Origin of the sequence: Curtobacterium sp. APC 4022 (assembly GCF_030407555.1) — a bacterium.
Lineage (GTDB): Bacteria > Actinomycetota > Actinomycetes > Actinomycetales > Microbacteriaceae > Curtobacterium.
Genome location: NZ_JASDDD010000008.1, coordinates 38,870 through 52,210 on the forward strand (window position 1 = coordinate 38,870; position 13,341 = coordinate 52,210).

The 13,341-nt window shown below is 71.1% G+C and carries 11 protein-coding genes and 1 tRNA gene; 10 read left to right on the forward strand and 2 right to left on the reverse strand.

Going from position 1 to position 13,341, the window contains the following annotated elements; genetic code table 11:
- Positions 1-23 precede the first annotated feature (23 nt).
- Together pyk and QL987_RS04465 are read left to right on the forward strand one after the other, a co-directional pair.
- On the forward strand, positions 24-1,469 hold the full coding sequence (pyk, locus tag QL987_RS04460; RefSeq protein ID WP_290156448.1) for a pyruvate kinase: 1,446 nt from the start codon (positions 24-26) through the stop codon (positions 1,467-1,469).
- Between the two features lie 192 nt (positions 1,470-1,661).
- Positions 1,662-2,798 carry a VIT1/CCC1 transporter family protein gene (locus tag QL987_RS04465; protein WP_221850274.1) on the forward strand — a complete coding sequence of 379 codons (1,137 nt, stop codon included), beginning with the start codon at positions 1,662-1,664 and terminating at the stop codon, positions 2,796-2,798.
- Positions 2,799-2,823: 25 nt separating this feature from the next.
- Here the strand turns inward: QL987_RS04465 and QL987_RS04470 are convergent, their stop codons facing one another.
- Entirely contained in the window at positions 2,824-3,363 is a 540-nt protein-coding gene (locus QL987_RS04470; protein WP_181439121.1) for a DUF308 domain-containing protein, read from the reverse strand.
- Positions 3,364-3,500: 137 nt separating this feature from the next.
- Here QL987_RS04470 and QL987_RS04475 point away from each other — a divergent pair.
- From QL987_RS04475 to QL987_RS04485, 3 genes are all read left to right on the forward strand, one after another.
- Positions 3,501-3,580, forward strand: a tRNA-Leu gene (locus QL987_RS04475).
- 71 nt (positions 3,581-3,651) lie between these two features.
- The gene (locus QL987_RS04480) at positions 3,652-4,257 is read left to right on the forward strand and encodes a response regulator (protein WP_110825040.1); all 606 of its coding nucleotides are present in this window, start codon (positions 3,652-3,654) and stop codon (positions 4,255-4,257) included.
- Positions 4,258-4,314: 57 nt separating this feature from the next.
- Positions 4,315-4,785 carry a GNAT family N-acetyltransferase gene (locus QL987_RS04485; protein ID WP_290156449.1) on the forward strand — a complete coding sequence of 157 codons (471 nt, stop codon included), beginning with the start codon at positions 4,315-4,317 and terminating at the stop codon, positions 4,783-4,785.
- A gap of 56 nt (positions 4,786-4,841) precedes the next feature.
- Here QL987_RS04485 and QL987_RS04490 read toward each other — a convergent pair whose 3' ends face one another.
- Positions 4,842-5,210, reverse strand: a complete 369-nt coding sequence (locus QL987_RS04490) for a hotdog fold thioesterase (protein ID WP_166779355.1) — start codon at positions 5,208-5,210, stop codon at positions 4,842-4,844.
- Between the two features lie 159 nt (positions 5,211-5,369).
- On the opposite strand from QL987_RS04490, the gene polA reads away from it, so the two are divergent.
- From polA to QL987_RS04515, 5 genes are all read left to right on the forward strand, one after another.
- A complete protein-coding gene (gene polA, locus QL987_RS04495; protein ID WP_111073555.1) occupies positions 5,370-8,042 on the forward strand; it encodes a DNA polymerase I in 2,673 nt (890 codons plus the stop codon).
- 68 nt (positions 8,043-8,110) lie between these two features.
- On the forward strand, positions 8,111-9,790 hold the full coding sequence (locus QL987_RS04500) for a DUF885 domain-containing protein (RefSeq protein ID WP_290156450.1): 1,680 nt from the start codon (positions 8,111-8,113) through the stop codon (positions 9,788-9,790).
- Positions 9,791-9,965: 175 nt separating this feature from the next.
- Complete coding sequence (rpsA, locus tag QL987_RS04505; protein ID WP_111073553.1) at positions 9,966-11,417, forward strand: 30S ribosomal protein S1; 1,452 nt, start codon at positions 9,966-9,968, stop codon at positions 11,415-11,417.
- Between the two features lie 202 nt (positions 11,418-11,619).
- Positions 11,620-12,222 (forward strand): dephospho-CoA kinase, encoded by a 603-nt coding sequence (coaE, locus tag QL987_RS04510; RefSeq protein WP_290156451.1) that lies wholly within the window; start codon positions 11,620-11,622, stop codon positions 12,220-12,222.
- A complete protein-coding gene (locus tag QL987_RS04515; RefSeq protein WP_290156454.1) occupies positions 12,219-13,331 on the forward strand; it encodes a hypothetical protein in 1,113 nt (370 codons plus the stop codon). Before coaE ends, QL987_RS04515 begins: the two co-directional genes overlap by 4 nt.
- Positions 13,332-13,341: the final 10 nt, after the last annotated feature.

Genomic DNA, 13,341 nt, shown 5'->3' on the forward strand with positions numbered 1-13,341 from the left:
ACACCACCACACGAAGGAATCCATTGAGACGCGCAAAGATCGTTTCGACGCTCGGACCTGCCACCGCCGACTACGAGGTCGTCAAGCAGATCATCCAGGCCGGGGTCGACGTGGCCCGCCTGAACCTCAGCCACGGTGACTACAGCGTGCACGAGGCCAACTACGAGAACGTCCGTCGTGCCGCCGAGGAGCTCGGCAAGCCCGTCGCGATCCTCGTCGACCTGCAGGGTCCGAAGATCCGTCTCGCGAAGTTCGCGGACGGCCCGCACGAGCTGGCCGTCGGTGACGAGTTCACCATCACGACCGAGGACATCCCCGGCACGAAGGACGTCTGCGGCACGACGTTCAAGGGCCTGCCGCAGGACGTCAAGCCCGGTGACCCGCTGCTCATCGACGACGGCCGGGTCCGGCTGCGCGTCCTCGACACCGACGGTGTGCGCGTGCGCACCGAGGTCGTCGTCGGCGGCACCGTCTCGAACAACAAGGGCATCAACCTCCCCGGCGTGGCGGTGAACGTCCCGGCCCTCAGCGAGAAGGACGAGGCCGACCTCCGCTGGGGCATCCGCATCGGTGCGGACCTCATCGCGCTGTCGTTCGTCCGCAACGCCTCGGACGTCGTCCGGGCCCACGAGATCATGGACGAAGAGGGCAAGCGCCTCCCCGTGATCGCCAAGGTCGAGAAGCCCCAGGCCGTCGACGCGCTCGAGGAGATCATCGATGCCTTCGACAGCATCATGGTCGCCCGTGGTGACCTCGGCGTCGAGCTGCCGCTCGAGGCGGTCCCGATCGTGCAGAAGCGCGCGGTCGAGCTGTCCCGCCGGATGGCCAAGCCGGTCATCGTCGCGACGCAGATGCTCGAGTCGATGATCTCCTCGCCGATCCCGACGCGCGCCGAGACCTCCGACGTCGCGAACGCCGTCCTCGACGGTGCCGACGCGGTCATGCTGTCCGGCGAGACGAGCGTCGGTGACTACCCGATCGAGACGGTCCGCACCATGGCCCGCATCGTCGAGTCGACCGAGGACCACGGCCTCGAGCGCATCGCCCCGCTCGGCACGAAGCCGCGCACCCTCGGCGGTGCGATCACCCTCGCCGCCGTCGAGATCGCCGAGTTCACCGAGGCGTCCTACCTCTGCGTGTTCACCGAGTCGGGTGACTCCGCTCGCCGTATGTCGCGCCTGCGCCACGGCCTGCCGATCATCGCCTTCACGCCGAACGAAGCCACCCGCCGCCGCCTGGCGCTGACGTGGGGTGTGCGTTCCTTCCTGGTCGACCGGAAGACGCACACCGACGAGCTGTTCTCGCAGGTCGACGACGTCCTCATCGGCAACGGGCTCGCCATCCCCGGCGACCGCGTGATCGTCACGGCGGGTTCCCCTCCCGGACTCGAGGGCTCGACGAACGACCTCCGGGTGCACCGCGTCGGCGACGCGCACGCCCAGGCCGCTCCGGCGTACGTCCGCGACTGAGCGCCGCTCGTCCCGATCGGAGCGTCCCGATCGGAGCGTCACGATCCGAGGCCGTCACCCACTCCGGGTGGCGGCCTCGTGTCGTGCAGACGTCCGGTCCGGACGGCCGGGAGGCCCGGGGTGCGTTCCGGACGCGGCCTGCGTCGGTAGCGTGGTCCCGTCCCGACCGACCGATCACGCGAGGAGCGTCGCATGGGTGACCCGAGCCTCCAGTCCGACAGCACGCGGACGCGGGCCGACGTCCACCGGTGGCGCCGCTACCTGGCGGACGAGCGTGCCGAGGCGGCGGTCTACCGGAACCTCTCGACGCGACGGAGCGGTGAGGAGCGCGAGATCCTCGCGGCCCTGGCCGAGGCGGAGGGCCGCCACGAACAGCACTGGCGGGACCTGCTCGGCGACGACGTCGGCCGACCGCTCGCGGGCAGCCTGCGGACCCGTGTGCTCGCCGCGCTGGCGAAGCGGTTCGGGTCGGTGTTCGTGCTCGCGCTCATGCAGCGGGCCGAGGACCGCTCGCCGTACGCGGACGACGCCGACGCGACCCCGACGATGGCGGCCGACGAACGGATCCACGGCGAGGTGGTGCGTGGGCTCGCGAACCGTGGCCGGATGCGTCTGTCCGGGACCTTCCGGGCCGCGGTGTTCGGGGCGAACGACGGCCTGGTGTCGAACCTGGCGCTCATCATCGGCATCAGCGCCTCCGGAGCGGACCGGCACTTCGTCCTGCTCAGCGGTGTCGCGGGCCTCCTCGCCGGCGCGCTGTCGATGGGCGCGGGGGAGTACGTGTCGGTGCGGTCGCAGCGGGAACTGCTCGAGGCCTCGACGCCGCACCCCGAGGCGCAGCACGCGGTCGCCGACCTCGACGTCGACGCGAACGAACTCGCCCTGGTCTACCGGGCGCGGGGGATGACCGAGGACGAGGCCGCCGCGCACGCGGACGAGGTGATCGCCTCGCTCCTCGCCGCGCCGACCACCGGGGGCGTCCCCGTCGTCCGGTCGCGGTCGGCGCTGCCGCGCCCGGGCGTCACGGACGACGCGGACGACCACGAGGCGATCGGGACCGGCACCAGCGCGGCGCTCTCGAGCTTCTGCTTCTTCGCCTCCGGTGCGGTGATCCCGGTGCTGCCCTACCTGTTCGGGCTCGAGGGCTGGCCGGCGATCGGTCTGGCGGCCGCCCTGGTCGGTCTCGCCCTGCTCGGGACCGGTGCCGTCGTCGGTGTCCTGAGCGGTGCCTCGCCGCTGCGGCGCGCTCTGCGGCAACTCGGCATCGGGTTCGGGGCCGCGGCCGTGACCTACCTGCTCGGGCTGCTCTTCGGGACCAGCACGGGCTGACGCGGACCCGCGGGCCCCGTCGCGCTCAGCGGCGGGCGGCGGCGCGGGCCGGCAGGAGCAGCAGGGCCGCGCTCCCGACCCCGACGAGCGCGATGCCCGCCAGGACCGTGAACACCTCGAGCGCCGTCGTCGGGGCGAGGAGCACGGCCGTGCCGCAGAGCAGCGAGAGCACGCCGCTGACGACGGTCGGCCCGCGTGAGGACCCGGGATGCCCGACCAGGGCACCGACGAGGGCCGCGACCCCCTCGACCAGGAAGGCGAGGCCGCCGAGGACCGCGTAGACGACGAGCGGCACCGCGGGGTCGAGCAACGTCACGAGTCCGGCGAGGCCGACGAGGGTGCCGACCACGCCCGAGGTCCAGCGCCAGGTGGCTGGCGTGCCGTGTCCACGCGCCGCCGCGAACACCCGCATCGCGCCCGCGACCACCAGGTAGACACCGAAGAGCAGCGCGACGAGGACGAGGGTCGGTCGTGGCCAGACGACGGCGACGACGCCGGCGGTCACCGCGACCACGGCGGTGACGACGACGAACGCGCGGAACGTGCGGACGGCACGAGAGTCCACGGGGCTCCTCCCTGACAGGTCAGCCGGACCTCCGACCGTACCGTGACCGGGCGTCGCGCGCCGCGGTGGGGCGGCGCGGGACGGCGACCTGGCCGGAACCTGCGGTCCGGAGCGCTGCTGCTACGCTGGCACCGCTCGCGAGTGTGGTGGAATGGTAGACACGGGGCACTCAAAATGCTCTGCCTCTGGCGTGCGGGTTCGAGTCCCGCCACTCGTACTGATCTGGAGTCGCTCCGGCGACCGGCCGGGTTGCCGCGGTCGGATCGAGCGTCTAGTAGGCTCTCCGTCGTGAGTGACACAGAAGCAACCGCAGCAGCACCCCGTCGCGTCGTCGTCGCCGAGGACGAGTCGCTCATCCGCCTCGACATCGTCGAGATCCTCCGCGACAACGGGTTCGACGTGGTCGGTGAAGCCGGCGACGGTGAGACCGCGGTGCAGCTCGCGACCGACCTGCGTCCCGACCTCGTCATCATGGACGTCAAGATGCCGCAGCTCGACGGCATCTCCGCAGCCGAGAAGCTGTCGAAGAACCACATCGCGCCGGTCGTCCTCCTCACGGCGTTCAGCCAGAAGGAGCTCGTCGAGCGCGCGACCGAGGCCGGCGCGCTGGCCTACGTCGTGAAGCCCTTCACCCCGAACGACCTGCTCCCCGCGATCGAGATCGCCCTCTCGCGGTACCAGCAGATCATCACGCTCGAGGCCGAGGTCGCCGACCTGGTCGAGCGCTTCGAGACGCGCAAGCTCGTCGACCGGGCCAAGGGCCTGCTCAACGAGAAGATGGGCCTCACCGAGCCCGAGGCGTTCCGCTGGATCCAGAAGGCGTCGATGGACCGCCGTCTGACCATGCACGACGTCGCCAAGGCGATCATCGAGCAGCTCAGCGCCAAGAAGTAAGCCGTCGTACGGCGACCCGTCGTCCAGCACGACCCGGCCACGTGGCAGGGTGAGGGCATGGACGACGTGGTGATCCGGGCCTCCCGACCGGCCGACCTGCCGACGGTGGCCGACCTCCGCTGGCGTTGGAGTGTCGACGAAGGCGGGGCGGTGCCAGCGGTGTCCGCCGCGGACTTCCGGGACGCGATGGTGGCGTTCGCCGCCGACCAGTCGGAGAGTCACCGCTGCGTGGTCGCGGAACGGGACGGCGTCGTGCTCGGCATGGGCTGGCTCGCGCTGACGGACCGGCCGCCGACGCCGGACCGACCCGGCCGTCGCGTGACCGGTGACGTGCAGACGGTCTACGTGCACCCGGACCTGCGCGGACGCGGTGTCGCGGGACGGATCGTCACCGCGTTGCTCGAGCTCGCGGACGACGCCGGGGTGGAGCGGACCTCGGTGCACTCGAGTGTCGACGGTGAGACGCTCTACCGACGGCTCGGGTTCGGCGACACCCCGCTGCTGCTGCAACGACCGCCGGAGGCCTGACGCCCGATGTCACGACGTCCGGTGTCACTGACGCCCGGTGGCACCGACGCGCGGTGTCAGCGGGCGTCGCGGATGATGTTCGTGATGCGCACGGTCGAGCAGCGCCGGCCCTCGTCGTCGGTCAGGACGATCTCGTGCGTGGTGAGCGTGCCACCGAGGTGGATCGCGGTGCAGGTGCCGGTGACGCGGCCGCTCGTGGCGCTCCGGGTGTGCGACGCGCTGAGCTCGATGCCGACGGCGTAGCGCCCGGGGCCGGCGTGGATGTTCGCCGCCATCGACCCGAGGCTCTCGGCCAGGACGACGTACGCGCCACCGTGCAGCAGGCCGGCGGGCTGTCGGTTGCCCTCGACGGGGATGGACGCGACGGCCCGGTCCGCGCCGAGTTCGGTGACGACCATGCCCATCTTGTCGGCGAGCTGGCCCATCCCGCGGGCGAGGTACTCGGCGACTGCCGCCGGGGGACCCTGGACGCCCTGGCTGTCCGGAACGGTCTGTTCGTCGGTCACGTCGCGTCGGCCTTCCGCGTGGTCGCTCTGCCAGGACCGGGGCCGCACCCTGTCGGGGGCCGTCGGTAGGCTGTCCGGGTGTCGGACTCCGCAAAGCCTACCCTCATGGTCATCGACGGCCATTCGCTCGCCTTCCGGGCCTTCTACGCGCTGCCGGTCGACAGCTTCGTGAACCGCGAGGGGCAGCACACGAACGCCATCCACGGGTTCATCTCGATGCTGCTCATGCTGCTGCAGCGTGAGAAGCCGACGCACCTGGCGGTCGCGTTCGACATCTCCCGGTTCTCGTTCCGTACGCGGGAGTACGCCGAGTACAAGGGCACCCGCTCCGAGACCCCGGCCGAGTTCAAGGGCCAGATCCCGCTGCTGCAGCAGGCGCTCGAGGCGATGGGCATCACCACCGTCACGAAGGAGGACTTCGAGGCGGACGACATCCTCGCGACGCTGTCGAAGCAGGGGGCCGACCAGGGCTTCCAGGTCTACGTGGTGTCCGGTGACCGCGACTCCATCCAGCTCGTCAACGACGACGTCACGCTGCTCTATCCGTCGGTCCGGGGCGTGTCCGAACTGACCCGCTACGACCGCGACAAGGTGTACGAGCGCTACGGCATCGAGCCGCACCAGTACCCGGACATCGCGGCCCTGGTGGGGGAGACCAGCGACAACCTGATCGGCATCGACAAGGTCGGCGAGAAGACCGCGGTGAAGTGGGTCACCCAGTACGGCTCGCTCGACGGGGTGCTCGAGCACGCCGACGAGATCAAGGGCGTCGTCGGCAACAACCTCCGCGAGCAGCGCGACCGGGCGATCCGGAACCGCCGCCTGAACCGCCTGGTGACCGACGTCGAGCTGCCGGTCGGCCCCGCCGACGTCGCCCTCCGGCCGGTGGACGAGGCCGCGGTGCGTGAACTCTTCGCCACGCTGCAGTTCCGCACCCTGCTCGACCGGGTGTTCAAGGTCGTCGGCAGCGGCGAACCGACCGATCCGTCGACGACGGACGGCAGCGTCGAGGACGCCGGCCCCACGCCGCCGCCGGTGAAGACCCTGATCGACGAGGAACTCGGCCACTGGCTGGAGCGGAAGTCCGCCGCCGACGCCGAGAACGGCTTCGGTGTCGCGGTGGAGGTCATCGACGGCCGCCTCAGCGCCATCGGCATCGCCACGCACGACGACGCCGTGCTGGTGCCCGGCGGCAGCGGAGCACAGGACTACGAGCAGCTCTCGGCGTGGTTCGCCTCGGACGCCCCGAAGCACTTCCACGACGCCAAGGCCGCGATCAAGGCGCTCGGCACGGCGGGCTTCACCGTCGCCGGGATCGCCGGCGACGCCCGCATCACCGGCTGGCTCGCGAACCCCGGCAAGCAGGGCCAGCCCCTCGCCGACCTCGTCTACCAGGAGCTCGGCGAGGAACTGCCGACGGCGGACCCGAACCAGCTCGTGCCGGAGACCGACCCGGTGAACGTCGGCGTGCACGCCTGGTACGTCCTCCGCGTGGTCACGGCGCTCCGGGCCCGCGTCGACCCGAGTTCGCTCACGGTGCTCGACGACATCGAACTGCCGCTGACGTCGGTGCTCGCCCGGATGGAGACGACCGGCGTCGGGATCGACCGGCCGGTGCTGACCGGGCTCTCGCACGAGTTGGGGGAGCGCGCCGCGGACCTCGCCCAGCAGGCCTTCGCCGAGATCGGCCACGAGGTCAACCTCGGGTCGCCGAAGCAGCTGCAGGAAGTCCTGTTCACCGAGCTCGCGATGCCGAAGACCCGCAAGACGAAGACCGGCTTCTCGACCGACGCCGCGAGCCTCACCGACCTGCAGGAGCAGCACCCGCACCCGTTCCTCGGCCTGCTGCTGCAGCACCGCGACGCCACGAAGCTCCGCCAGATCGTCGACACCCTCGACGCCGCCGTGGTCGACGGCCGGATCCACACCCGGTACGAGCAGACCGGCACGAGCACCGGCCGGGTGTCCTCGACCGACCCGAACCTGCAGAACATCCCGGTGAAGACCGCCGTCGGTCGCCGCATCCGGTCGGCCTTCGCGGTCGCCGAGCCGTACACGACGCTCCTCACTGCCGACTACTCGCAGATCGAGATGCGGATCATGGCGCACCTGTCGGGTGACGCCGGGCTGATCCAGGCCTTCAACGAGGGCGAGGACCTGCACCGCTTCGTCGGCGCCCGGGTCTTCGGCGTCGAGCCGTCGGACGTCAGTCCGGAGATGCGCACCAAGGTCAAGGCGATGTCCTACGGCCTGGCCTACGGGCTCAGTGCGTTCGGGCTGTCGAAGCAGCTCCGCATCGAGCAGAGCGAAGCCCGCACCCTGATGACCGAGTACTTCGCCCGCTTCGGCGCGGTCCGGGACTACCTCCGGAACGTCGTCGAGCAGGCCCGCGAAGACGGCTACACCGAGACGATCTTCGGTCGTCGTCGGCCGTTCCCGGACCTGAAGAGCCCGAACCGGGTGCTCCGCGAGAACGCCGAGCGTGCCGCGCTGAACGCCCCGATCCAGGGCTCGGCCGCCGACATCATGAAGATCGCGATGCTCGGCGTCGACGCGGACCTCCGTGACGGCGGCCTCGGCTCGCGGCTGCTCCTGCAGGTGCACGACGAACTGATCCTCGAGATCGCACCGGGGGAGCAGGACCGGGTCGAGGAGATCCTCCGCACCCGCATGGGCGGCGCGGCCGAGCTGACCGTCCCGCTCGACGTCTCGGTCGGGCTCGGCACGAACTGGGAGGCGGCGGCGCACTGAGCGCGGCGGCACCCGCGGGAGCGGCGGCTCCGGTCGGGCCGGTCGGGCCGGTGGGTAGGGTCGGTGACATGAGCGATGACCGTCCCGTCCGTCAGCCGTCCGCCGTCGACCAGGTCGCCGAGCAGTGGGTCACCACGCTCGTGGACCTCGACCCGACCGTCGCCACGTACATCGGCGTGCCGGGGCGGACGGACGGGTACGGCGACACGTCGCCGGCAGGCGCCGCGGCCCTGGCCGACGCCGCTCGTGCCGCCCGCCGGGCGCTCGACGCCGCCGACGCACTGGACGACGTCGACCGGGTGACGAAGACCGACCTCGGTGCGGAGCTCGACCTGACCGTCGAGTCGTACGAGCGGAAGCTGCACCTCCGCGACCTCAACGTGATCCAGAGCCCGGCGCAGTCGCTCCGTGACGTCCTGGACCTGATGCCGACGGCGACGGCCGAGGACTGGCAGGACGTGGCCGGCCGTCTGCAGGCACTGCCTGACGCCCTGGAGGGGTACCGCGAGACGCTGCTCGAGGGCACCCGCGAGGGCGTGACCGCGGCGAAGCGCCAGGTCGAGCTGATCGCCGAGCAGGCCGCCCGGAACGGCGCGCCCGACGGGTTCTTCCGCCAGCTCGCCGACGGCGCCGCACTCGAGGGCGGCGCTCCCGTCCCCGAGCAGCTGCGCGCCGAGCTGACCCGCGGGGCCGAGGTCGCCGCGGCCGCCTACCGGTCGTTCGGCGCGTTCCTGGAGCACGACGTGCTGCCGCTCGCGACCCCGGTGGACGCCGTCGGCCGTGACGACTACGCGCTGCACTCCCGCCGGTTCCTCGGCGCCGTCGTCGACCTGGACGAGACGTACGAGTGGGGCATCGAGGAGCTCGCGCGGATGCGCGACGAGCAGGAGCGCATCGCCGACCGCATCGAGTCCGGGGCGAGCGTCGCCCGGGCGATCGAGGTGCTGGACGCCGACCCGGCGCGCGTGCTGCACGGCACCGACGCGCTCCGCGCCTGGATGCAGGAGACCAGCGACGAGTCGATCCGCGCGATGGACGGTCGCTACTTCGACATCGCGGACCCGATCAAGCGCCTGGAGTGCCGGATCGCCCCGACCCAGGAGGGTGGGATCTACTACACCGGTCCGTCCGACGACTTCTCGCGCGCCGGCCGCATGTGGTGGTCCGTCCCGCAGGGCGTCACCGAGTTCGGCACCTGGCGGGAGAAGACGACGGTCTACCACGAGGGCGTCCCGGGCCACCACCTGCAGATCAGCCAGGCGGTCTACAACCGCGGCGAGCTGAACACCTGGCGCCGACAGCTGGCCGGACCGTCCGGGCACGTCGAGGGCTGGGCGCTGTACGCCGAGCGCCTGATGGAGCAGCTCGGGTTCCTGGACGACGACGGCGACCGTCTGGGCATGCTCGACGGCCAGCGGATGCGTGCCGCCCGCGTGGTGCTCGACATCGGCGTGCACCTGCAGAAGACCAACCCGGACGGCGGCGGCTGGACGTGGGAGTACGCCCTCGACTTCATGGGGCAGAACGTGAACATGGACCCCGCGTTCGTGCAGTTCGAGGTCGCGCGGTACTTCGGGTGGCCGGGACAGGCGCCGTCGTACAAGGTCGGGCAGCGCGTCTGGGAGTCGATCCGGGACGACGTGGCGGCTCGTGAAGGGGCGGCGTTCGACCTCAAGGCCTTCCACCACCGGGCCCTCGCGCTCGGTGGCGTCGGCCTGGACACCCTGCGGAGTGCGCTCGTCGGCTGAGCCGACACGCCCGGTTGTGGGCGTCCCTCCCGCTGGATAGACTTGTGCGGCGCAATCCGCGCCAACAACACTCATCGCCATGGTGGCTCGCACCGATCGTCCGATCGGCTCGCGGACCGGGGGTCGCTCCCTCGCCGCCACGGCCCGACTCATGTCCGTTCGGAGCAATCTCTACATGACAACCACCACGACCAAGGCTCCCAAGCAGGTCGCCATCAACGACATCGGCTCGGCTGATGACTTCCTGGCCGAGGTCGAGAAGACCCTGAAGTTCTTCAACGACGGAGACCTCATCTCCGGCACCGTCGTGAAGATCGACCGCGACGAGGTCCTCCTCGACGTCGGGTACAAGACCGAGGGTGTCATCCCCTCGCGCGAGCTCTCGATCAAGCACGACGTCGACCCCAACGAGGTCGTCAACGTCGGTGACGAGGTCGAGGCCCTGGTCCTCCAGAAGGAGGACAAGGAAGGCCGCCTGATCCTGTCGAAGAAGCGTGCACAGTACGAGCGTGCATGGGGCGACGTCGAGAAGATCAAGGAGTCCGACGGCGTCGTGACCGGTACGGTCATCGAGGTCGTCAAGGGCGGTCTGATCGTCGACATCGGTCTCCGCGGCTTCCTCCCGGCATCGCTCATCGAGCTGCGCCGTGTCCGCGACCTGACGCCGTACCTCGGTCAGGAGCTCGAGGCGAAGATCCTCGAACTCGACAAGAACCGCAACAACGTGGTCCTCTCGCGCCGCGCCCTGCTCGAGCAGACGCAGTCCGAGTCGCGCACCACCTTCCTGAACAACCTCCACAAGGGCCAGGTCCGCAAGGGCGTCGTCTCGTCGATCGTCAACTTCGGTGCGTTCGTCGACCTCGGCGGCGTCGACGGCCTCGTCCACGTCTCCGAGCTCAGCTGGAAGCACATCGAGCACGCCAGCGAGGTCGTCGAGGTCGGTCAGGAAGTCACCGTCGAGATCCTCGAGGTGGACCTGGACCGCGAGCGCGTGTCGCTCTCGCTCAAGGCCACCCAGGAAGACCCGTGGCAGGTCTTCGCCCGCACCCACGCGATCGGTCAGATCGCGCCGGGCAAGGTCACGAAGCTCGTGCCGTTCGGTGCCTTCGTCCGCGTCGCGGACGGCATCGAGGGCCTGGTGCACATCTCGGAGCTCTCGAACAAGCACGTCGAGCTCGCCGAGCAGGTCGTGTCCGTGGGCGACGAGGTCTTCGTCAAGATCATCGACATCGACCTCGACCGTCGCCGCATCTCGCTCAGCCTCAAGCAGGCCAACGAGGGCGTCGACCCGGAGAGCACCGAGTTCGACCCGGCGCTCTACGGCATGCCGACCGAGTACGACGACAAGGGTGACTACAAGTACCCCGAGGGCTTCGACCCGGAGACCAACGAGTGGCTCGAGGGCTACGACACCCAGCGCACCGAGTGGGAGGGCCAGTACGCGGCCGCCCAGGCGCGTTGGGAGGCCCACAAGGCCCAGGTCGCCAAGTCCCTCACCGAAGAGGCGCAGGGTGGCTTCGACCTCCCGGCCGCCGCTTCGACGTTCACGAGCGAGGCAACCGGAGCCGGCACCCTCGCCGACGACGCGTCCCTCGCCGCGCTGCGCGAGAAGCTCAGCAACAGCTGAGCGCTCAGCAACAGCTGAACGACCAGCACCAGCTGAACGGATGTGACCGGGTGAGCTGATCACCCGTCGCACCGACCGAGAGCCCGGTCCTGATCGTCCCCCAGGGGACGACCGGGGCCGGGCTCTTCGGCGTCGTACGGCTCGCCGCGACCGCGATCTCGGCTGGGAGCATTCGTGGAGCAGTCCGTGCGACGCTGTCGGGGTGCGCATCATCGGACTCACGGGCGGCATCGCCGCGGGCAAGTCGACCGTCTCGACGCGGTTCGCGGAGCACGGCGCGGTGGTGGTCGACGCCGACCGGCTCGCACGCGACGCCGTGGCACCGGGCAGCCCGGGTCTGCAGGCGGTCCGGGAGCGCTTCGGCGACGCGGTGATCGCCCCGGACGGCAGTCTCGACCGGCCCGCGCTCGGTGCGGTCGTCTTCGCCGACCCGGAGGCACGCAGGGCGCTCGAAGGCATCACCCACCCGGCGGTCTGGCGCCTCGCACAGCAGCGCTTCGACGCCGCCGAGGCAGCTGACCCGGACGCCGTCGTCGTCTACGACGTGCCGTTGCTCGCCGAGGCCGAGGGGTCACGGCCGCTCCGGTTCGACGCCGTCGTGGTCGTCGACGCCCCCGCCGCGGTGCGGATCGAGCGGCTCGTCGAACACCGGGGGATGCGCCGGGAGGACGCCGAACGGCGGGTGGCGGCGCAGGCCTCCGACGCCGACCGCCTCGCCCTCGCCGACCACGTCGTCGACGCGACCAGCACCCTCGAGCAGACGATCCGCTCGGCCGACGAGGTCTGGGCGCGACTCGTCCGATGAGGACGCACCACCGGCTGCTCGTCGTCGCGGTCATCGTCCTGGTCGCCATGGGCCTCGCCGCACTCGTCGGGGCGAACGTGCTCGGCGGGCAACGTGTCGCAGAGGGTGGCCGGCCGGCGCAACCCCACGGCACGCTGGAGCCCGGCGAAGCACCGCACAGCGACTTCCACCGCTTCCGGCTCGGTGCGATCGACGGGGAGCGGCTGGCCCCGAACCGCGACGACTTCGCCGCCCGGACCTCGCCGAGCGGTCCGCTGCTGCTGTTCCTGCCGGCCACCCGGGCGAAGCCGGCCGACTACCAGCGGTTCCTCACCACGGCGCTCGACGACGGGTACCACGTGCTCGGGCTCGACTACTGGAACCTCGGCAAGACCCTGTCCGGCACCTGCGAGGCCGACGCCCGCTGCTACGGCCAGGTCCAGCGGAACCGGTTCGACGGCACGCGGGGTTCGGCACTCAGCGACGTGAGCCCGGCGGGCTCGATCGTGTCACGCTTCCGCGACGCCGTGGCGCACCTGGACGACGTCGACCCCGCCGGCGGCTGGGGCCGGTTCGTGCACTCCGACGAGGACATCCAGTGGCAGGACATCGTCGTCGCCGGGCACTCGCAGGGCGGCGGGGAGGCCGCGTACATCGCCCACATCCGGCCGGTGCTCGGGGCGCTGATGTTCTCGTCACCCGTCGAGTCGGTCGGTCCGGTGCACGCCGCGTGGATGGACCACCCCGGCCAGACCCCGGTGAGCCGGATGTACGCGCTGGACGACGTGCGCGACGAGTTCGGCCCGCGGATCACCGGCTCCTGGTCGGCGATGGGACTCGACGGCGACCGACGGGACGAGGGCCCGAGCGGCACCCTCGGAGCGGGCAACTCGCTCGGCTCGGCGGGCACCGGCGGACCGTGGCGGACCGACACCGAGCCTCCACCACCGGGCGCGGACCCGCACGCGATCCTCACCGCCCTGCCGGTGGGGAACCCGCACTGGGCGCACTCGCGGATCATCAAGGACTCGACGCCGCTCGACGAGCACGGCGATCCGCGGATGCTCCGGATCTGGCAGTGGATGCTGCACCGGTTCCCGACTCCGGCCGTTCCCTCCGGACGGTCATAGCCAGCGGAAA